The 19,411-nt window shown below is 54.8% G+C and carries 18 protein-coding genes and 4 tRNA genes; 12 read left to right on the top strand and 10 right to left on the bottom strand.

All coding sequences use genetic code 11. From position 1 onward, the window contains the following. Window position 1 precedes the first annotated feature (1 nt). The 3 genes from ACT3R7_RS15700 to grxD all read right to left on the bottom strand — a co-directional run bounded on the left by ACT3R7_RS15700 (window position 2) and on the right by grxD (window position 3,046). Window positions 2-328 carry a YbaB/EbfC family nucleoid-associated protein gene (locus ACT3R7_RS15700; RefSeq protein ID WP_192539733.1) on the bottom strand — a complete coding sequence of 109 codons (327 nt, stop codon included), beginning with the start codon at window positions 326-328 and terminating at the stop codon, window positions 2-4. Between the two features lie 58 nt (window positions 329-386). Then, window positions 387-2,555: a DNA polymerase III subunit gamma/tau gene (gene dnaX / locus ACT3R7_RS15705; protein ID WP_496199296.1), complete on the bottom strand. Its 2,169-nt coding sequence runs from the start codon at window positions 2,553-2,555 to the stop codon at window positions 387-389. Window positions 2,556-2,695: 140 nt separating this feature from the next. Continuing rightward, window positions 2,696-3,046, bottom strand: a complete 351-nt coding sequence (grxD, locus tag ACT3R7_RS15710) for a Grx4 family monothiol glutaredoxin (protein WP_192539735.1) — start codon at window positions 3,044-3,046, stop codon at window positions 2,696-2,698. 209 nt (window positions 3,047-3,255) lie between these two features. Here grxD and argF point away from each other — a divergent pair, with 209 nt between their 5' ends. Beyond that, on the top strand, window positions 3,256-4,176 hold the full coding sequence (gene argF / locus ACT3R7_RS15715) for an ornithine carbamoyltransferase (protein WP_193092033.1): 921 nt from the start codon (window positions 3,256-3,258) through the stop codon (window positions 4,174-4,176). A gap of 142 nt (window positions 4,177-4,318) precedes the next feature. Here argF and ACT3R7_RS15720 read toward each other — a convergent pair. After that, window positions 4,319-4,394: transfer RNA gene (locus ACT3R7_RS15720), tRNA-Ala, on the bottom strand. Window positions 4,395-4,568: 174 nt separating this feature from the next. On the opposite strand from ACT3R7_RS15720, the gene uvrY reads away from it, so the two are divergent. The 7 genes from uvrY to nadB all read left to right on the top strand — a co-directional run bounded on the left by uvrY (window position 4,569) and on the right by nadB (window position 9,937). Further along, window positions 4,569-5,219, top strand: a complete 651-nt coding sequence (gene uvrY, locus ACT3R7_RS15725; protein WP_192539737.1) for a UvrY/SirA/GacA family response regulator transcription factor — start codon at window positions 4,569-4,571, stop codon at window positions 5,217-5,219. Window positions 5,220-5,261: 42 nt separating this feature from the next. Beyond that, window positions 5,262-7,076: an excinuclease ABC subunit UvrC gene (uvrC, locus tag ACT3R7_RS15730; protein ID WP_192539738.1), complete on the top strand. Its 1,815-nt coding sequence runs from the start codon at window positions 5,262-5,264 to the stop codon at window positions 7,074-7,076. A gap of 98 nt (window positions 7,077-7,174) precedes the next feature. Next, window positions 7,175-7,723, top strand: coding sequence for a CDP-diacylglycerol--glycerol-3-phosphate 3-phosphatidyltransferase (gene pgsA / locus ACT3R7_RS15735; RefSeq protein WP_192539739.1), 549 nt, complete (start codon window positions 7,175-7,177; stop codon window positions 7,721-7,723). A gap of 83 nt (window positions 7,724-7,806) precedes the next feature. Then, window positions 7,807-7,881: transfer RNA gene (locus tag ACT3R7_RS15740), tRNA-Gly, on the top strand. A gap of 101 nt (window positions 7,882-7,982) precedes the next feature. Next, a tRNA-Cys gene (locus tag ACT3R7_RS15745) sits at window positions 7,983-8,056 on the top strand. A gap of 35 nt (window positions 8,057-8,091) precedes the next feature. Next, window positions 8,092-8,178, top strand: a tRNA-Leu gene (locus tag ACT3R7_RS15750). Window positions 8,179-8,332: 154 nt separating this feature from the next. Then, complete coding sequence (nadB, locus tag ACT3R7_RS15755) at window positions 8,333-9,937, top strand: L-aspartate oxidase (RefSeq protein ID WP_193092032.1); 1,605 nt, start codon at window positions 8,333-8,335, stop codon at window positions 9,935-9,937. Here the strand turns inward: nadB and ACT3R7_RS15760 are convergent. Continuing rightward, window positions 9,914-10,327: a protein YgfX gene (locus ACT3R7_RS15760; protein WP_225736293.1), complete on the bottom strand. Its 414-nt coding sequence runs from the start codon at window positions 10,325-10,327 to the stop codon at window positions 9,914-9,916. The two genes, nadB and ACT3R7_RS15760, sit on opposite strands and share 24 nt — an antisense overlap. Then, window positions 10,287-10,580, bottom strand: coding sequence for an FAD assembly factor SdhE (locus tag ACT3R7_RS15765; protein ID WP_192539402.1), 294 nt, complete (start codon window positions 10,578-10,580; stop codon window positions 10,287-10,289). The genes ACT3R7_RS15760 and ACT3R7_RS15765 overlap by 41 nt, the downstream gene beginning before the upstream one ends. Window positions 10,581-10,787: 207 nt before the next feature. Here ACT3R7_RS15765 and ACT3R7_RS15770 point away from each other — a divergent pair, with 207 nt between their 5' ends. The 3 genes from ACT3R7_RS15770 (at window position 10,788) to lapB (ending at window position 12,702) form a co-directional block, all read left to right on the top strand. Continuing rightward, on the top strand, window positions 10,788-11,084 hold the full coding sequence (locus ACT3R7_RS15770; protein WP_018916788.1) for an integration host factor subunit beta: 297 nt from the start codon (window positions 10,788-10,790) through the stop codon (window positions 11,082-11,084). Window positions 11,085-11,196: 112 nt separating this feature from the next. Continuing rightward, window positions 11,197-11,502: a lipopolysaccharide assembly protein LapA domain-containing protein gene (locus tag ACT3R7_RS15775; protein WP_192539403.1), complete on the top strand. Its 306-nt coding sequence runs from the start codon at window positions 11,197-11,199 to the stop codon at window positions 11,500-11,502. Beyond that, the gene (gene lapB, locus ACT3R7_RS15780) at window positions 11,503-12,702 is read left to right on the top strand and encodes a lipopolysaccharide assembly protein LapB (RefSeq protein WP_192539404.1); all 1,200 of its coding nucleotides are present in this window, start codon (window positions 11,503-11,505) and stop codon (window positions 12,700-12,702) included. 3 nt (window positions 12,703-12,705) lie between these two features. Here lapB and pyrF read toward each other — a convergent pair whose 3' ends face one another. Beyond that, on the bottom strand, window positions 12,706-13,398 hold the full coding sequence (pyrF, locus tag ACT3R7_RS15785) for an orotidine-5'-phosphate decarboxylase (protein ID WP_193092031.1): 693 nt from the start codon (window positions 13,396-13,398) through the stop codon (window positions 12,706-12,708). A 229-nt stretch (window positions 13,399-13,627) separates the two neighbouring features. Here pyrF and ACT3R7_RS15790 point away from each other — a divergent pair, with 229 nt between their 5' ends. After that, the gene (locus ACT3R7_RS15790; RefSeq protein WP_192539406.1) at window positions 13,628-13,912 is read left to right on the top strand and encodes a ComEA family DNA-binding protein; all 285 of its coding nucleotides are present in this window, start codon (window positions 13,628-13,630) and stop codon (window positions 13,910-13,912) included. Between the two features lie 83 nt (window positions 13,913-13,995). Here the strand turns inward: ACT3R7_RS15790 and prpD are convergent, their stop codons facing one another. Genes prpD through acnD form a run of 3 tightly spaced genes read right to left on the bottom strand, consistent with a single transcriptional unit; the run spans window position 13,996 to window position 19,344 of the window. Next, window positions 13,996-15,480: a 2-methylcitrate dehydratase gene (prpD, locus tag ACT3R7_RS15795; protein WP_441675719.1), complete on the bottom strand. Its 1,485-nt coding sequence runs from the start codon at window positions 15,478-15,480 to the stop codon at window positions 13,996-13,998. Window positions 15,481-15,508: 28 nt separating this feature from the next. Further along, the gene (prpF, locus tag ACT3R7_RS15800) at window positions 15,509-16,705 is read right to left on the bottom strand and encodes a 2-methylaconitate cis-trans isomerase PrpF (protein WP_193092029.1); all 1,197 of its coding nucleotides are present in this window, start codon (window positions 16,703-16,705) and stop codon (window positions 15,509-15,511) included. 29 nt (window positions 16,706-16,734) lie between these two features. Next, a complete protein-coding gene (gene acnD / locus ACT3R7_RS15805; protein ID WP_193092028.1) occupies window positions 16,735-19,344 on the bottom strand; it encodes a Fe/S-dependent 2-methylisocitrate dehydratase AcnD in 2,610 nt (869 codons plus the stop codon). Window positions 19,345-19,411: the final 67 nt, after the last annotated feature.

Genomic DNA, 19,411 nt, shown 5'->3' on the forward strand with positions numbered 1-19,411 from the left:
TTTAGAACGGCATCTTAAAACCAGGCGGTAGGTTCAGGCCTGCCGTGGCTTCTTCCATTTTCGCTTTAGAGTTTGCTTCGACTTTACGTACCGCATCGTTGACAGCGGCTGCCAGCAGATCTTCCAGCAGCTCTTTATCTTCTTCCATGACGCTTGGGTCAATCGTCACCTGGCTTACGTCATGACGACCGTTCATGATAATTTTGACCATGCCTGCGCCTGCCTCGCCGTGTACTTCTGACTGGGCAACCTCTTCCTGGACGCGCTGCATTTTGTCCTGCATTTCTTGGGCTTGCTTCATCAAGTTGCCCATTCCACCTTTAAACATGGCGCGCTCTCCTAGCGGGTTAAATACTGACCTGTTAAAACAGGTATTGGATTAAATGCTAACGCTTTGCAGTCGCTGGCTTGACGGTCGATTCAATGAGCGTTGCGCCAAACGCCTGCTGTAATTTCTGTATATTGGGGTCGTGGTTCAAGAGATCAACGGCCTGCACATGCCGCTCTTGATTAAGCCGACCCTCACGCTGACGAGGCGTTTCGCTTTGCGTGGAAAGCTCCGCGACCACAAACACTATCCGACGCGGCATTCCCTGTTCGCTCAATGCCCGCTCAATACGCGTCTGATGAACCTCTGCCTGCATGGCTTCCTGGCTTGGATCCAGGCGCAGCGTCAGGGTTTTACCATCGTCGCTCTCTAAAAGGCAGTTGGCGGCAAGGCTACGCGTTAATCCGCCCAACCCCAGAGAATCAAAGCATAGCAGCCATTTCGCATGATCAAGTAACTGATCCGCTACGTCTGCAATCGACAGGGTCTGCTCTTCTGTCGGCGCAGGGGCTTTTACTTCTGACGCAGACACGGCTGGTGCGTCGACAGACTCCGACGCGGCTTCTTCAGGCTGCGGCGCTACCATCGCTTGTGATACGGGCTCAGGCTTAGGCTTAGGCTTAGGCTCAGGAGCTGGAGCTGGAGCTGGAGCTGGAGCTGGAACAGCGTCAGGCTCAAACGCAGATTCCTGCTCCATGGCTGCCGCCTGGGCGACGTCATCAAGTGACCAGGGCGGCGGCATTTGATTGTCAGCGTTAGACGCCGCAAGATCGGGCGGCTCGATGCGGCTCTCAGGCTCAGCGCTTGTCTCTTTCAAGCTTTCTTTCAAGCTCTCTTTCAAGTCGGCGCCTTCATCAGAGCCCGGCTGTTGAGTATGTTTTTTTTCGATATCAGCCGAGGCTGGGCTGGCACTGGCAGCGTCGGTGTTGCCGAAGTTGCCTGCATCAGGTGCCGCCTTTACATCCGGCTTAACCGGCGTTTCAGTTTCAGCTTTATGCTCCGCTTGAACGTTATTACTAGCGGGCAACGGAGCAGACGATTGGGCAGGCGTACTCGCTGGTGCAGAACCAGAACTTGTCGGCTCAGCGCGCAGCGGTAGCGGCGTGCGCGGCGGCTTGGGAACGCCTTGGGGCCGAAACGCCAGCATGCGCAACAGAGTCATTTCCAGCGCGCTGCGCAAATCGGGGGCGTGCACCATATCGCTTCGCCCCTGAATGCCAATCTGGTAGTAAAGCTGAATATCCTCAGCGGTAAAGCGGCTGGCCAGCTGTAAAATTGCTTCCCGGTCGCCGTGGCTGTTATCAACAGCGTCCGGCACCATTTGGGCGACAGCAAGCCGGTGCAAAATGGCCGAAAGCTCGTCCAGCACGGCGGCAAAGTCAGGGCCCTGCTCAGCAAGCTGGGCGACTTCGGCCAAGAGCTGCTGTACGTCCACATCGGCCAGCGCCCCCACCAAGGCTAAAATATGCCGGTGGTCGAGCGTACCCAGCATGGCCGCCACATCGACATGGCGCACGGCGCCCTGACCAAACGCAATCGCCTGGTCGGTCAAGCTCATGGCATCACGCATGGAGCCTTCAGCCGCCTTGCCTAATAGCCATAGCGCGCTTTCATCAAACGCCACGCCCTCTTCACCCAGCACATAGGTTAAGTGCTCGACAACGCGCTCGGGGGGCATATGTTTAAGCGTGAACTGCAGGCAGCGTGAAAGCACCGTTGCCGGGAGCTTTTGGGGGTCGGTAGTTGCTAATAAAAATTTAACGTGAGGCGGTGGCTCTTCCAGCGTTTTCAACAGCGCATTGAAACTACTGGTGGAGAGCATGTGCACCTCATCAATCAGGTACACCTTATAACGCCCTTGGGTAGGCGCGTACTGGACGTTATCCAGCAGCTCACGCGTATCTTCAACCTTGGTGCGTGAAGCTGCATCGACTTCGATCAGGTCGACAAAGCGCCCTTCATCAATCGCTTGGCAGCTATCGCATTGACCGCAAGGCGTTGAAGTAATGCCTTCATCACCACGCCCTTTGGCCGTGCAGTTCAAACACTTTGCCAATATACGGGCCAAGGTGGTTTTACCCACCCCACGGGTGCCAGTAAATAAATAGGCGTGATGAAGACGGCCTTGGTCAAGCGCATTGACCAAGGCACGCTGAACATGGGCCTGACCCACGAGCTCGTGGAATGTACGTGGCCGCCACTTACGGGCCAGAACCTGATAGCTCATTGAGCAATGTTTCCTTCGGCGGGCTGTCCTGATGGTGCATTAGTTCAATACAGCAGGTGCCACAATGCGTGATAAAACGCCATTCTAGCGGCTACGCCTCAGCCCGCCAACCGCCCGAGCAGGTAACCCGGGCATCGTCATCAGGCGTTCTGCTCGCCGCCTTCGACGTTAGCACGCTGCGCGGCGGCTTTAACCAGCGTTTCCAGCTCACCGCTTTGGTGCATTTCCATCACGATATCGCATCCTCCCACTAGCTCGCCTTCTACCCATAGCTGCGGAAAAGTAGGCCAATTGGCAATTTTGGGCAGCTCTGCTCGAATATCGGGGTTATCTAAGATATTAACGAAGGCAAAGCGCTCACCGCAGTTCATTAGCGCCTGAACGGTCTGAGCTGAAAACCCACACTGCGGCAGTTGGGGCGAGCCTTTCATATAAATCAAAATGGGATTTTCGCTAATTTGGCGCTGAATATTTTCGGCTGTTGTGCTCATGTGGATACTCCTTAAGTAAAGAACTAGCGCGACGCAGGTAAGTATACGCAAGAAATAAAACGCAGTTCATTCAGGCGTCTGTCACCTACCTTAATACCCGAGTGCGACACTCGGCTTTAATCTTTGGACGCCATTCTACGCGTGCCGTTCGCGTTGCGCATCCCCCGCTGCCTCGCTAGGATGGTGTTTTTGCGCGGAGAGAAGCAACCATGGCGACACGCCATTTCCTTACCCTACTGGATTTGACGCCCGGTGAACTGGATTATCTGATTCAGCGTGCTATTAAAATTAAAACCGACCTTAAAGCTAACGGACCGGTTTACACTCCACTGCCTAACCGTACGCTGGCGATGATTTTTGAGAAGTCATCCACGCGCACACGCGTCTCGTTTGAAACCGGCATGGCGCAATTTGGCGGACACGCGCTGTTTCTGTCTCCGCGTGATACTCAGTTGGGTCGCGGCGAACCTATCGAAGATACCGCGCGGGTACTTTCTGAGATGGTCGATGCCGTCATGATTCGCACCTTCTCTCACGCTGGGCTCGAAACATACGCCAGCGCCAGCAACGTTCCCGTTATCAACGCATTAAGCGATGATTACCACCCCTGCCAGCTGCTCGCCGACGTAATGACCTGGACCGAACTGCGCGGCAGCGTAAAAGGCCGCACGGCTGTCTGGATTGGCGATGGCAACAATATGTGCCACTCATGGATTAACGCGGCCCGCCAGTTTGATTTTAAGCTGCGCGTTTGCTGTCCGAAAGGCTATGAACCACGCGCAGACATTATGCAAGCGGCCGGAGATCACGTCACGCTGACGCACGACCCACAGGCTGCCGTTCAGGACGTTGACCTGGTTACCACGGATGTGTGGGCTTCCATGGGTCAGGAAGAAGAGCAAGCCAAGCGCGAAGCAGACTTCACTGGCTTCCAAGTAACGGAAGCCATGCTGGATCAGGCGAAAAGCGATGCGCTTTTCTTACACTGCCTGCCTGCTCACCGCGGTGAAGAAATCAGTCAAACGCTGCTTGAAGACCCGCGCGCCGTAGTATGGCAAGAAGCTGGAAACCGCCTACATGCTCAAAAAGCGCTGATCGAGTTTCTACTGCTGGGCCGCATCGACAGCTAAGTCTTTTTATTGGCTAGCCGCTGCACACACTATGCTAGCGGCTAATCAAAACGACTTATGGCATGAACTTATAAATTCATGTCATTAATTGGGCATATACAAAAAGCCTCGCTATGAATAGCGAGGCTTTTTGATTGTATCTTGGTGGAGCCTAGCGGGATCGAACCGCTGACCTCAACACTGCCAGTGTTGCGCTCTCCCAGCTGAGCTAAGGCCCCTTCAACCATCCTGGCGGACAGCGAGCGAATACTATTATGAAATTAGATCGAGGTCAATCCTCCGTTCAATTAAGTCCTTACTAATTCTCCTTTATACTTAGCTGTGGCACTCTATGGGTCAGCGTCAAAGGCCATCGCCTGAGCCCACTATGTTTTCATGCAGGAGCTAGCCCCTTGATCAACGTTCTAATAGCCGATGATCACCACCTGGTGAGAACCAGTATTGCTCACCTGCTAAACGAAGAAAGTGATATTAAAATTATAGGCGAGGTCGACGATGGCGAAAGCGCAGTCACTCAGTGCCGCCATTTGAAACCGGACATAGTGCTAATGGATATACGCATGCCCGGAATAGGGGGACTTGAAGCCACGCGCCGCATTCATCGCACAATGGAAGATGTCAAGGTACTGATCTTAACCGCGCATATGGAAGATAGCGTGCTACGACGCATGCTTGAAGCCGGTGCTTCAGGCTTCTTGAGCAAGGGCGCTGATGCAGCGGAAATGACTGATGCGATCCGCCAGGTTTTCCATGGCCGTCGCTACGTCAGCCAGGAAATTGCTCAACGCCTGGCACTGGCGCACTTTACCAACGAAGACAATCCGTTTAGTCATCTGTCGCATCGTGAGCTGCAAATTGCCTTGATGATCGTCAACTGTCAGCGTGTGCAGGACATTTCTGATCGCCTGCATTTAAGCCCTAAGACGGTTAATACGTATCGCTACCGGTTGTTTGATAAACTACAGGTAGCCACTGATGTGGAGCTAACCCATTTAGCACTGCGCCACGGTTTAGTGGAAGGCTTTGACGGCAGCCAGGGATAAACCTAACATCCTTAGCCACTTCTCGGCGCTCGATACGGTGCAATGACATTTAACGCAAAGCAGTTTTTAAGCTCGGTAAGCACCTCGCCCGGCGTTTACCGAATGCTTGATGAAAGCGGCAACACTCTTTATGTAGGCAAAGCGAAACGCTTAAAAGCACGCCTTGCCAGCTATTTTCGTGGCCAGTTAAACACCAAGACACAGGCAATGGTCGCGCGGATTGCGGATGTACAGATCACCGTAACCCGCAGCGAAACCGAGGCCCTGCTGCTTGAGCAAACGCTTATCAAGGAGCTGCGCCCGCCCTACAATATTTTATTGCGGGACGACAAATCCTACCCATTTGTTTTCGTGACCGACCGCCACGCCTACCCCAAGCTTGAATATAAACGCGCACGCCAGCGTCGCGATGATGGTCGCTACCTGGGGCCATACCCCAGCAGTGGCGCGGTGCGCGAAAGCCTTTCGCTAATGCAAAAAATCTTCCGTATCCGCAACTGCGAAGATAGCGTGTTTGCGCACCGCTCACGGCCGTGTTTGCAGCACCAGATTCAGCGCTGTAGCGCTCCCTGTGTCGACTATATCGCCGAAGAGGATTACCGGCGCGATGTCGAGCATGCCATCATGTGCCTGGAAGGCAAAAGCGAGCATGTCACCCAAGCGCTCACCCAGGCGATGGAAGCGGCCAGCCAAGCGCTGGATTTTGAAGAGGCGGCCCGTTTTCGCGACCAGATACAGCAGTTGCGTCAGCTACAGCAGCGCCAGTTTGTCGATAATGAGAGCGGCGATGCGGACATTTTCGCCCTTGCCCAACGCCCTGGCGCCATGGGCGTTTCCGTATTAAGCGTTCGAGATGGCCGCATGCTGGGTGCTCGTCACCATGCACCTAAGAATGGTCTGGATCTTACCCCGGAAGCCCTACTGACCGACGTCGTCAGCCAGTACTATTTTGGCCAGCCGCATAATGTTCCCAGTGAAGTCATTACCAGCCACACCCTGGACGATAGCGAGCTGATTGCTGACGCTTTGACCGAACAGGCAGGCAAACGTATTCGCGTTACAAGCCAGGTGCGCGGACATCGCGCCCAATGGCAGCAGCTCGCCATGACCAATGCCGAACAGCAACTGGCATCTCAGTTGGCAAACCACACCCAACTGACCCAGCGCTTTGCTGCCCTTCAAAAAGCCTTGAAGCTTGAATCAATGCCCGAGCGACTTGAGTGCTTCGATATCAGCCATAGTCAGGGCGAAGCCACCGTGGCCTCCTGCGTGGTGTTCGATCATCAGGGCCCGCGCAAGAGCGACTATCGCCATTTTCGTATTGAAGGGGTGGCGGCTGGCGATGATTATGCCGCCATGCAACAGGCGCTTACCCGCCGCTTGAAACGTGTTCAGAGCGGCGAAGCCATAGCCCCGGATATTTTAATTGTCGATGGTGGTAAAGGTCAGCTCAACATGGCTCGCGAGGTACTTAATGAGCTCGCTATCAGCAATATTATTTTGTTAGGCGTGGCCAAAGGCACAACGCGTAAAGCGGGACTTGAAACACTGTTTCTGGAAACATCGGATAACCCTCTGCCGCTGGATCCCGCATCCCCAGCCCTGCACCTCATTCAGCATATTCGCGATGAATCACACCGTTTCGCCATTGCAGGACACCGCGCCCAGCGCGATAAAGCCAGGCGTACTTCTACCCTGCAGGACATTCCCGGCATCGGCCCTAAACGGCGCCGTGAACTGCTGCGCTTCTTCGGCGGGTTACAGGGCGTCCAGAAGGCCAGCCGTGCCGAGCTATCGCGTGTTCCAGGGATCAGCGCCGCGCTGGCAGAGAGTATTTATCTGGCCCTTAACGGATAAACCCGCTTTGGGCATAGATGCTGCTCGCCAAGGGGGATAGAATGTCCCTACCCTACATTTCGAATTTAATGACTCTCCGGTAAGGATCGCCGCCCGCGATGAATATTCCCAACATACTTACACTGGCAAGAGTTGCCTTTATTCCACTCTTAGTGGTGCTGTTCTACCTGCCGTACAACTGGAGTATGCCACTTGCTGCGGGCCTGTTTGCAGCGGCTTCAGTGACCGACTGGCTGGACGGCTACCTGGCCCGTCGCTGGAATCAGTCAACGCCCTTTGGGGCTTTTCTAGACCCAGTGGCCGATAAATTGATGGTGGTGGTGGCGCTTGCGCTCCTGATTGAACGCTACGATACACTCATCCTGACCTTACCTGCGCTCGTCATCATTGGCCGTGAAATCGTTATATCCGCCCTACGCGAGTGGATGGCAGAAATGGGTAAGCGCGGCCTAGTGGCGGTTTCCTGGGTCGGCAAGCTTAAAACCACGCTACAGATGGTGGCCCTGCTGATTCTTCTGGCGCTGCCACCCGCGCATGAAATCGCCCTGCTGGGTGTAGTAGTGCTGTACGTCGCTGCGGCCATGACGCTTTGGTCAATGATTCAATATCTCAAAGCTGCCTGGCCTCATCTTAGCCGCTCCATGTAAGCAGTTGATTACTCGGGCGTGATGTTTAAGACATTGTTGATTGACAAGCTCGCAACGATGCGTATAATTCGCCCTCGAGTCGAGCGGGAATAGCTCAGTGGTAGAGCATCGCCTTGCCAAGGCGAGGGTCGAGAGTTCGAATCTCTTTTCCCGCTCCAACTTGGATAGTGCGGTAAGCAGGTAGGGTCGAAAGCTGAGGCGTCAGTCCGATGGAGCGCCAGCCCGGTCAAATCTCTTTTCCCACTCCATCGACTTTTTAGGCTGGATGGCAGAGTGGTTATGCAGCGGACTGCAACTCCGTGTACGCCGGTTCGATTCCGACTCCAGCCTCCACTTTTGTGTTAAGTGCAAGATGCACCCACTGCACTGCCCGGATGGCGAAATTGGTAGACGCAAGAGACTTAAAATCTCTCGGAGGTAACTCCGTGCCGGTTCAAGTCCGGCTCCGGGCACCATTGCTTATATATCCCCAATGAATTTATTGTCTGCGAGATCACTTAGATCGGCGCGGATTTTTTTGCGTCTATACATCGTCAACGGCTAATGGCCACGCTATGATGCCTGCCTTTATGCTGCACAGCATTAGATAAAGAATAAGGAGCGGGCCGCATGAGCACGCCAACAACCAATGTATTAATTATTGGCGGCGGTGTCGCAGGATTAACCCTCGCCCTGGAAGTCGCCAATCACTTATCAGTCACCTTGGTAAACCCAGCCCACGGCGATAAAGGTGCAAGCCGCTGGGCTCAAGGTGGCATTGCCGCAGTACTCTCGCCCGATGATGACGTACAAGCGCATATACACGATACACTGGTAGCCGGTGATGGCCTATGCGATGAACAGGCCGTTCGCTTTACCGTTACCCATGGCCCTGCCGCTATCCAATGGCTGATTAATGGCGGCGTACCGTTTACGCCAGACCCTGACCCCAATGCTCGCTACCCGTATCACCTGACCCGTGAAGGCGGCCATAACGCACGGCGTATTATTCATGCCAATGACGCTACCGGACGCGCGGTGGTGGATACGCTACTACAAAAAACCATAGCACACCCCAATATTACCCAGCGCCGCGATGTGACTATTTTAGGGTTATTACAAAATAATCAGGGGCACTGCGTAGGTGCCTACGGGGTTGATGACCATCATCAGTATCAAACGCTAACGGCGCATTACACGGTGCTAGCCACCGGCGGTGCCAGTGGGCTTTACCGGCATACTACGACACCCACCCCCAGTAGCGGCGAAGGCATGGTAATGGCGGCCGAACTTGGCGCCGACCTGATGAATCTAGAGTTTCAGCAGTTTCATCCGACAAGCCTTTACGACCCAGATGGTCCGGCTTTTTTGATCAGCGAAGCGGTACGCGGTGAAGGCGGTTACTTAATCAATGAAGCTGGCGAACGATTTATGCCTGCTTTAGATGAGCGCGCAGAGCTGGCCCCTCGCGATGTGGTCGCGCGCGCGATCGACACCCAGATTCAGCAAGGCACTCAAGGTCATGTATGGTTGGATATTCGCCATCTGGGAGAAAAAGCCATCCTTCATCACTTTCCTACCATTCTTGCCCACTGCGCCTCACGAGGCATTGATATCACGCAGCAACCGATTCCGGTAGTACCCGCCGCACACTATAGCTGCGGAGGAGTGGTAACGAATTGCGATGGGGCAACCAGCGTATCGGGGCTTTACGCCGTGGGAGAAATTGCCTGCACCGGCCTGCATGGCGCAAACCGTATGGCGAGCAACTCACTGCTAGAATGCTTGGTATATGCACGCAGCTGTGCAGGCGCTCTGCGGCAACTAAGCTTTGATACATGGCAAGCACCGGCTTTTGCCCCTGCAGAACCGCCTACTCGCCCGCTAACCGCTGAGGAACAGCGCCTTTTAACTCAATGGCGTCACGAGCTACGTGCCACGATGAGCCAGTACGTCTCGATTGTACGCAGCAATGCCGGATTAAGCACTGCCCACGAGCAGCTCACCTTGCTATCGATGCGGCTGGAAAACCTTGAGAAGGGACAGCGGCCGAGACGAGCGGAATGTGTATCGCTGCGCCACGCCCTTACGCTGGCACAACTAACCGTGATCGCTGCTCTAAGACGGCATGAATCACGCGGTCTGCACTACTCAACCGACTGGCCGGCGCAGCACCCTACCCCTACGCCCTCACGTTTGACTCTGGCGGACTTAGCGACCCGCACGGTGGCATAAACGGCGAAGCATTCGATGACTGTGGCGCGGCAAACTATCCGGCCACAGCCAAACTCGCTCAGGGCCAACCCATAAGCCGATCAGCCAAGGCCCAAGGTAATCGCAGCGCACTACCAGCTCCTCACTTAACTCGCCATAAGGCCGCTGCCAGTGGCCGTATAAGTGATCATCACGCCTGGCCAGATAAAGCATACCGCTTGCCTGAGCATAAAATGCGCGCCAAAGTAAAAAGCCCGCCAGAAGGGTAACGCTACTGCTTATCCATACACCCAGCCACCATCCCCTCAACGCACAGTAACAGAGCACACAGAGCCCAAGCGCCAGGCCAAACTGGAGTAACGCGGCAATTTTAGAGGGTGCGATAGGCAGAGTTATCGGTGTTTTCTGCATGTTCAACGATCATTTTCACAAGGCGCCGTAAAGCTGGGTCTTCCGGCCATTCACGGTGCATTAGCCAAACAAACAGATCTTGATCTTCTTCTGCGATTAGCCGCTCATAGGTAAGCCGATCATCTTCGCTAAGTGTATCAAAGCATTTTTCTAAAAACGGGATCAATAAGAGATCCAGTTCCCACATGCCGCGGCGTGAATGCCAGTATAGCCGTTTGCGCGTTATGGCTGCTGGGGATGCATCGTCGTTCAAGGTCAGCCTCTTTGATTGGTATAAATGAAACGCCAGTATACCTAAGCTAAAGGGTCGCGCCAGCGCCAAGCTTCGCCTATGCTGTTATTCAATCTAGTACCTTGTTTTATCTGAATTGTTTAATATCGATTTGCACAGTATGCTGAATCTGAGGTTATCGAGGTTAGTAGCCATCTACAGCCTTCACCGTTTGCAGGGAGCCAACCGATGACAAAATCTGAACTAATCGAACAAATCGCGATGCGTCAACCGGAGCTATCCGCCAAAGAGGTAGAAACGGCGGTCAGAATCATCCTGGATGACATGACCGATGCGCTTTCAAGTGGCGGACGTGTAGAGATACGTGGCTTTGGGAGTTTCTCACTCCATTTCCGCGAGCCACGCACCGGCCGTAACCCTAAAACCGGTGATCCAGTTGATCTAGACGGCAAATATGTACCCCACTTCAAGCCAGGCAAAGAGCTACGTGAGCAGGTGGATGCCAGCCGGGCATTAGGTTACTAACGCGAAGCATGGACTGCCCATGAAAAGACAATCTGTGTCTGTGGGATGACGTCGCGCCAAGACTCATACACAATAGGGCTATTCTGCGAACGTCACTGACTAGGAAACTCTCATGCGTTGGATTAAAGGGCTGATTCTTGCCATTATTTTGCTGGTGGTGCTACTGGTAGGCATTTTGTTTGCCGTCAACAACCAGCAAACGACTGCCTTGAATCTAATCTGGGTTGAATTACCGCCCGTCTCGCTCTCTGTGTGGTTGCTTGCAACCTTAACGTTTGGTGTGATCATCGGCATGTTAGCCATGATGGGCGTGTACGTACGGCTAAAAGCCAAGCTTGCACGTAGTGAGCGTCACAACAAACAGCAGCGCAAAGAGCTTGATCGTTTACGCACTCAGGAGTTCAAGGAAATAGCGTAAATGCATGATTTCATGCTGCTGGGGTTGCTGTTGGCAGCGATTGCTATCGGTTTTGGGCTGGGCATTCGCCACACCACCCGCCGCCGCCATCAAACGCCAGCAGCCCCCTCCTCGAACCTATCACGCGAATATTTTGTCGGTTTAAACTACCTGCTTAACGAGCAGCCTGATGAAGCCATCAATACGTTTATCAACGCTCTCGACGTTAATAGCGATACCGTGGATACGCATATTGCGCTGGGCAAGCTTTTCCGTACCCGCGGAGAGGCCGACAAAGCGGTCAGTATTCACCAAAACCTATTGGCCCGTCCGGCACTATCTCGCAGCACTAATGAGCATATTCAACTTGAACTTGCCCGTGACTTTATTGCCTTGGGCGTGCATGACCGTGCCCAGCGCCTGCTGCGCTCATTGCTTGAGCAGTCATCAGATGACACTTATCGCTATGCGGCTAAACAGCTTCTGGTCGATTTGCTGGAGCGCGAAAAGGAGTGGCAAAACGCTTTTGATGTGATCCAGCCCATTCTAAAGCAGCACCCGGGCATGCGGCGTCCTGCATCACACTGGCTTTGCGAACTTGCACAGGAAGAAATTGAGCAGTCCAGCCGCGCGTTAGCCAAAAAACATCTCAAAAAAGCGTTACTGCTTGATGAGCGCTGCATTCGTGCCACGCTACTCCTAGCAGACCTTGAGATGGATAACGGCCATTATGGGCGTGCAATAGAGCGTCTGGACCATATTCCTCAGCAAGACGCTGCCCATATTCCGACCATGCTGCCTGCTCTTCAGCGGGCGTATGTCCGCAACGATGATATCGCCGGCCTTGAAAAACACTTATACCGTCTGCTGGGTCAAGCCCCCTACACCAGCGTCATAATCATGCTGGGTGAACTTATCCATCAACGCGACGGCGTGGACAGCGCCATCGAGCGGACCGGCGAATGGCTGCGTGATGCGCCAAGCTTAGGTGGGCTGGATTACTTGTTAGATCTTTACCTTGAAAGCCAGCGGCTAAGCGGAAGAACCTCACCTGACTCGCGTCTGCTGCTGCTTAAATATCACACGGACGCCCTGCTAAAAGATCGTCCGCGCCATCAATGCAGGCGCTGTGGCTTTGCCAGCGACGCGCTTTCCTGGCAGTGCCCCAGCTGCCGTCGCTGGGGCACTATCAAGCCGATTACCGGTGTTGAAGGCGAGTAAGGGCTACTGAAGCTCGGCTTCTATAGCCGCCAGGGCTGCCATTGGGTCAGATGCCTGGGTGACTGGGCGTCCAATAACTAAGTGCGTGCTGCCTGCCTGCATGGCTTCACTGGGCGTCATGATGCGCTGCTGATCGTTGGCTGCGGCAAAGCTTGGCCGAATGCCTGGCGTGACTTTCAAAAATGATTCCCCGCAAAGCTCCTTCAGGCGCGAAGCCTCCTGTGCTGAGCACACTACTCCCTGCAAACCACTTTGCTGTGTCAAACGCGCCAAGCGCTCAACCTGCGCTGCCGGTGAACCGCTTAAGCCGATCTCCTGTAAATCACTCTCTTGCTGGCTGGTCAACACGGTAACCGCAATAAGATGGGTTTTAAAACCATGCTGAGTAAGCCGTTCTGCCGCGGCCTCCATCATTTTCCGACCGCCGCTGGCATGCACGTTAACCATCCAGACACCCTGCTCTGCCGCGGCCTGAACCGCACCCGCCACGGTATTGGGAATATCGTGAAATTTAAGATCCAGAAACACGTCGAAGCCACGCCCATGCAGCGCCTCAAGTACCGCCGGGCCGCTGCGGGTGAATAGTTCTTTGCCGACTTTCAAGCGGCACCGCTTGGGGTCAAGCTGGTCGGCCATACAAAGGGCGGCATCCAGGGAGGGATAATCAAGCGCGATAATCAACGGGGACTCAGACACAACATTACTCCAGACACATTTTCTTACATTATACCAGCCACACAAACGCTGCTTGTAAGCTATTTACTACATTTAGGCTAGTCAAAATCTTACAAACAGTGTCGTACATTGCTTACATCAAGACACCCCCTAACGCGATAGGTTAGTGAAGGCGCATCGCTAAAACATCGCTAAAAACAATGTTCGGCTTTGCTATACATCTTATATAAATCAAGGGACATTTCACTTAATGAATATGACATTGAAAAGCCTGTTAACCGCCGCAGCACTTAGCCTGAGTTTAAGTTTCGCGGGTACAGCACTGGCTCAGTCAGTTGCGCCCATTAACGTTAATTCCGCTAATGCCGAACTGCTCGCAGAGCTTCCCGGCATTGGCCCAAGCAGGGCCGAAGCAATCATTAAAGAGCGTGAGGCGAACGGTGAGTTTGAAAGTATTGATGACCTCACCCGGGTTAGCGGCCTCGGTGAAGCCACAGTAGACCGAATGCGTGACCAAATCACTTTAGACGAATAATAAATCCGAGTGACCAGAACAGCCCGGTAGCGCTTAGCCGCACCGGGTGTTTTTTTATGATGGATCATCCGCCACGTGGCGCTTTAAATCATCCAAAGTGTCATAAACCGATCCACCGACGTCGCTTCAAGCGCCTCCTGATCGTCACACAGACGACTGATTTTTTCGCAGAGAGAGGCTGGGAATCGTGTGGCTAAATGCCGCTCAAATTTCTCGACCAAGAGTGGCATTCCTTCTTCACGACGGCGCTGATGCCCTATCGGATACTCCACTGCGACCTTGTCGGTGGCGCTGCCATTACTGAAAAATACCTGTACGGCATTCGCGATAGAGCGCTTTTGCGGGTCGTGGTAAGCCGCTGAATAGTCGCTATCCTCCCCGACCACCATTTTGTCGCGCAGTACATCAATTAGCGGATGAGCCGCATGAAAGCTGTCTTCATAATGTTCAGCGGTCAGCGTACCGAAAATAAGTGGTACGGCCGTCATGTACTGCAGGCAGTGATCGCGGTCAGCGGGGTTAGCCAACGGCCCGGTTTTGGAAATTATCCGAAGCGCTGAGTCATGCGTGGTAACCACGATGCGCTCAATTTCAGCCAAGCGGTCTTTTACCTGAGCGTGTAAAAGCACGGCCGCTTCGCAGGCAGTTTGGGCATGAAACTCGGCCGGGAAAGCGATTTTGAATAAAATATTTTCCATCACATAGCACCCAAACTCACGCTGAAAACGCAGGTGCCGCTCTGCTTCAGGTTTAAGGCTCAGGTCTTTATTGCTATGACTAAAGGACACATCGTAAAACCCCCATTGCGGGGCGCTGAGCGCGCTGGGGATGCCCATCTCACCGCGCAACGCCATATCCGCCAGGCGAACGGCCCGGGAAGTGGCATCGCCAGCCGCCCAGCTTTTGCGTGACCCGGCATTCGGCGCATGCCGGTAGGTGCGCAGGCTCTGTCCGTCTACCCACGCATGGGAAAGCGCGGCCAGCAGCTGCTCACGCGTGGCGCCCATTAGCTTGGCAACTACCGCCGTTGAAGCCACTTTCACCAACAGCACATGATCCAGCCCTACCCTGTTGAAGCTGTTTTCCAGGGCCAGCACCCCCTGAATTTCATGCGCCATGATCATGGCGTTCAACACCTCACGCATCGTCAGAGGGACGTCCCCTTGGGCAACCCGCTTTTGCGACAGATGATCGGCAACCGCCAAAATACCGCCCAGGTTGTCAGAAGGGTGCCCCCATTCGGCGGCAAGCCAGGTATCGTTATAATCCAGCCAGCGGACAGTTGCGCCGATATCCCAGGCGGCTTTTACCGGGTCAAGGCGTAGTGAAGTGCCCGGCACACGCGCCCCAAATGGCACCTGGGTGCCTTCCACCAGCGGGCCGAGATGTTTGGTGCATTCTGGAAAACGCAGGGCTAGAAGTCCGCAGCCCAGCGTATCCATCAGGCAGTAGCGGGCCGTGGACAGTGCCGCCTGCGAGGGCGTATCAAAGCTCAGCACATAGTCAGCGATTAGCTGTAGCTCATCATCGTATTCTGGCCGCTCGTTTATCTCTGCTGTGACGTTCATGGAGTCGCCTCCCGATCAATGCATTGGATTAGAAGCTGTCGCCCGGCACGCGCACCGTACCCTCCATCAGTACACGTGCGCTGCGGCTCATAATGGCCTGATCAATCTGCCAACGCCCGTCAATCAGATTGGCCTCAGCGCCCACACGCAAGCTGCCCGAAGGATGGCCAAACGTGACCGACTGACGCTTGCCGCCCCCGGCCGTCAAGTTAACCAGCGTGCCTTCAATGGCCGCGGCGGCGGCAATGGCTACGGCGGCGGTGCCCATCATGGCGTGATGCAATTTACCCATGGAAAGCGCCCGCACCACCAGATCGATATCGTCAGCGTTAACGGCCTGACCGCTCGATGCGACGTAATCAACCGGCGGCCCAACAAACGCTACCTTGGGCGTATGCTGGCGGCTGGCGGCTTCGCTGATATCACTGATCAGCCCCATACGCACAGCGCCATGGACACGAATCGTCTCAAACATGCTTAGTGCTTGGCTGTCGCCATTGATGGCTTCCTGTAGCTCGGTACCGCGATAACCAATATCGGCGGCATTAATAAATACCGTGGGGATACCAGCATTGATAAGCGTCGCTTTCAGAATACCCACGCCCGGCACATCGAGGTCATCCATCAGGTTGCCGGTGGGGAAAATCGCCCCCTCGCCGTCAGCCGGGTCCATAAAGGCCACAGGAATTTCGGCGGCGGGAAAGGTCACGCCATCCAGCTCGAAATCACCAGTCTCCTGAACCTCCCCATTCACGATAGGCACCTGCGATACGATGGTTTTCTGGATATTTACCTGCCAGATTCTCACCTCGACCACACCGTTTTCAGGCACGCGTGCCGGATCAACCAAGCCATTCGCTATGGCAAATGGGCCCACCGCCGCCGAAAGATTGCCGCAGTTGCCGCTCCAATCCACGTAGGGCTTATCGATAGACACTTGGCCAAACACATAGTCCACATCGTGATCAGGCGAGTGGCTTTTGGAAAGAATGACCGTTTTACTGGTGCTTGAGGTCGCGCCGCCCATACCGTCAATCTGTTTTTCGTAAGGGTCGGGGCTTCCAATCACACGCTGCAGCAGCTTGTCTCGCGCCTCGCCCGGCATCTGAGCGGCCTGGGGTAAATCGCTTAATTTAAAAAACACGCCTTTGCTGGTGCCGCCACGCATATAGGTAGCGGGAATTTTTATTTGCGGCACATGGCGTACGTTGACTACATCGGTCATCCTGTTTACTCCAAAAAATAACCCGGCACTTAGGCAGCCGTTGACTCGAGAAAGTCCTGAGCAAAGCGCTGCAGCACACCACCGGCGGCGTAAATTGATACTTCCTCAGCGGTATCCAGGCGGCACTTGACCGCTACGCGCTCACTGCCCCCGCTTTGGCGATGGATCACCAGCGTCAGCATCGCGCCCGGCGAGACAGCCCCCTCAACATCAAAGGTTTCGGTGCCATCCAAGCCTAGTGTCGTGCGCGTGGTTCCCGGCTCAAACTCCAGCGGCATTACGCCCATGCCAATCAAGTTAGTGCGATGAATGCGCTCAAAACCTTCCGCCGCAATGGCTTCCACACCAGCAAGCGCCACGCCTTTGGCAGCCCAGTCCCGCGAGGACCCCTGACCATAATCGGCGCCAGCAATAATGATTAGCGGCTGCTTACGCGCCATGTAGGTTTCGATAGCTTCCCACATGCGGGTCACTTCACCTTCAGGCTCGACCCGTGCCAGAGACCCCTGTTTTACATTGCCATCGGCATCGCGAACCATTTCGTTAAACAGCTTGGGATTGGCGAAGGTCGCGCGCTGAGCGGTGAGATGGTCCCCGCGGTGAGTCGCGTAGGAGTTGAAGTCCTCCTCCGGCAGGCCCATTTTCGCCAGGTACTCACCCGCCGCGCTATTAAGCTGAATGGCGTTGGAAGGCGATAGGTGATCGGTGGTGATATTGTCCGGCAAGATTGCCAGCGGCCGCATGCCTTTCAAGGTACGCTCTTTCGCCATATTGCCCTCCCAGTAAGGTGGGCGACGAATGTAGGTACTCTGGGGGCGCCAGTCGTATAGCGGATTAACCTGAGCACGCGCGCTTTTATCAATATCGAACATGGGGATATAGGTCTGGCGGAACTGCTCGGGCTTCACCGATGCTTTTACAATGGCGTCGATCTCTTCATCCGCTGGCCAGATATCTTTCAAGGTAACGGGATTTCCCGCCTGGTCGATGCCCAGCACGTCTTTTTCAATATCAAAGCGGATAGTGCCTGCAATGGCGTAAGCAACCACTAAAGGCGGCGAAGCCAAAAAGGCCTGCTGGGCATAGGGGTGAATCCGCCCGTCAAAGTTGCGGTTACCGGAAAGCACCGCCGTGGCGTAAAGGTCTCGGTCAATGATTTCCTGCTGAATAACAGGGTCCAGCGCGCCAGACATGCCGTTACAGGTGGTGCAGGCATAGGCCACTACGCCAAATCCCAGGTTCTCCAGCTCATTCATCAAGCCGGCTTCTTCCAGGTACATCTTGACCGTTTTCGAACCGGGCGCCAGGGATGACTTTACCCAGGGTTTACGCAACAGGCCGAGCCGGTTGGCGTTGCGCGCGATTAACCCAGCCGCCACCATATTACGCGGGTTAGAGGTATTGGTGCAGCTCGTGATGGCGGCGATAATAACCGCACCATCAGGCATTTTACCGGCTTTCTCTTCTTCGCGAGCAGCCTCAAGCCCTACCGCAATACCGCGCTGAGCCAGCTCGGAGGTCGGCAGGTGCGCATGTGGGTTGGAAGGCCCTGCCAACGTCCGCGCAACCGATGAAAGATCAAAGCTCAGCACCCGCTCATACTCAACCTGCGTCAGGCTGTCCGCCCAAAGGCCGGTGTGCTTGGCATAGGTTTCGACCAGCGCCACCTGCTCATCTTCACGACCGGTAAGCTTCAGGTAATCGATGGTTTGACTGTCGATATAGAACATCGCCGCCGTGGCACCGTACTCGGGCGTCATGTTTGAAATCGTGGCACGGTCGCCGACCGTCAGCGCATCGGCGCCTTCGCCATAAAATTCCAGATAGGCACCGACCACGCGCTCTTTACGCAGAAACTCGGTGATCGCCAGCACCATATCGGTACCCGTGATACCCGGCTGCAGCTTGCCGGTCAGCTCTACACCGACGATATCCGGCAAGCGCATCATGGAAGCGCGCCCAAGCATGACGCTCTCAGCCTCCAGGCCACCCACGCCGACTGAAATAACCCCGAGCGCGTCCACCATGGGGGTATGGCTATCGGTGCCCACGCAGGTATCAGGATAAGCAATGCCGTCCCGGTTCTGCACTACCGGCGACATTTTCTCCAGATTGATCTGGTGCATGATGCCATTGCCAGGCGGGATAACATCAACGTTTTCAAAAGCCGTTTTGGTCCAGTTAATAAAGTGGAAGCGGTCATCATTGCGCCGGTCTTCAATGGCGCGGTTTTTCTCAAAGGCCCCCTCTTCAAAGCCCGGATGCTCTACTGCCAACGAATGATCGACAATCAGCTGAGTGGGCACAACGGGGTTAACCTTGGCCGGGTCACCGCCCTTTTCGGCGATGGCATCGCGCAGCCCGGCCAAATCAACCAGTGCCGTCTGGCCTAGAATATCGTGGCATACCACGCGTGCCGGGTACCACGGAAAATCAAGATCGCGCCGGCGCTCGATAAGCTGCTTAAGCGCGTCCGTCAGCAGCGCAGGATCACAGCGGCGTACCAATTGCTCTGCCAGCACGCGTGACGTGTAAGGGAGTGTGGCGTAGGCCCCTGGCTGAATATCCTCAACGGCTTGGCGCGCATTAAAGTAATCAAGCTCGGTGCCTGGCAGTGGTTGACGATATTGGCTATTCATAGCAAGCAAACTCATGAAAAGGGAGCTAAAAAAACGCCCGGCACGCAAGCTGCCGGGCTGCACGCTG

This window comes from Halomonas sp. AOP43-A1-21 (assembly GCF_052376775.1).
GTDB classification, from domain to species: Bacteria; Pseudomonadota; Gammaproteobacteria; order Pseudomonadales; family Halomonadaceae; genus Vreelandella; species Vreelandella colorata.

Excerpts from the sequence above, each read along its gene's own strand:
- ACT3R7_RS15700 (WP_192539733.1), bottom strand. The coding sequence starts at position 328 with ATGTTTAAAGGTGGAATGGGCAACTTGATGAAGCAAGCCCAAGAAATG.
- dnaX (WP_496199296.1), bottom strand. The coding sequence starts at position 2,555 with ATGAGCTATCAGGTTCTGGCCCGTAAGTGGCGGCCACGTACATTCCAC.
- grxD (WP_192539735.1), bottom strand. The coding sequence starts at position 3,046 with ATGAGCACAACAGCCGAAAATATTCAGCGCCAAATTAGCGAAAATCCC.
- argF (WP_193092033.1), top strand. The coding sequence starts at position 3,256 with ATGGCGACACGCCATTTCCTTACCCTACTGGATTTGACGCCCGGTGAA.
- uvrC (WP_192539738.1), top strand. The coding sequence starts at position 5,262 with ATGACATTTAACGCAAAGCAGTTTTTAAGCTCGGTAAGCACCTCGCCC.
- pgsA (WP_192539739.1), top strand. The coding sequence starts at position 7,175 with ATGAATATTCCCAACATACTTACACTGGCAAGAGTTGCCTTTATTCCA.
- nadB (WP_193092032.1), top strand. The coding sequence starts at position 8,333 with ATGAGCACGCCAACAACCAATGTATTAATTATTGGCGGCGGTGTCGCA.
- ACT3R7_RS15760 (WP_225736293.1), bottom strand. The coding sequence starts at position 10,327 with ATGCAGAAAACACCGATAACTCTGCCTATCGCACCCTCTAAAATTGCC.
- ACT3R7_RS15770 (WP_018916788.1), top strand. The coding sequence starts at position 10,788 with ATGACAAAATCTGAACTAATCGAACAAATCGCGATGCGTCAACCGGAG.
- ACT3R7_RS15775 (WP_192539403.1), top strand. The coding sequence starts at position 11,197 with ATGCGTTGGATTAAAGGGCTGATTCTTGCCATTATTTTGCTGGTGGTG.
- lapB (WP_192539404.1), top strand. The coding sequence starts at position 11,503 with ATGCATGATTTCATGCTGCTGGGGTTGCTGTTGGCAGCGATTGCTATC.
- ACT3R7_RS15790 (WP_192539406.1), top strand. The coding sequence starts at position 13,628 with ATGAATATGACATTGAAAAGCCTGTTAACCGCCGCAGCACTTAGCCTG.
- prpD (WP_441675719.1), bottom strand. The coding sequence starts at position 15,480 with ATGAACGTCACAGCAGAGATAAACGAGCGGCCAGAATACGATGATGAG.
- prpF (WP_193092029.1), bottom strand. The coding sequence starts at position 16,705 with ATGACCGATGTAGTCAACGTACGCCATGTGCCGCAAATAAAAATTCCC.
- acnD (WP_193092028.1), bottom strand. The coding sequence starts at position 19,344 with ATGAATAGCCAATATCGTCAACCACTGCCAGGCACCGAGCTTGATTAC.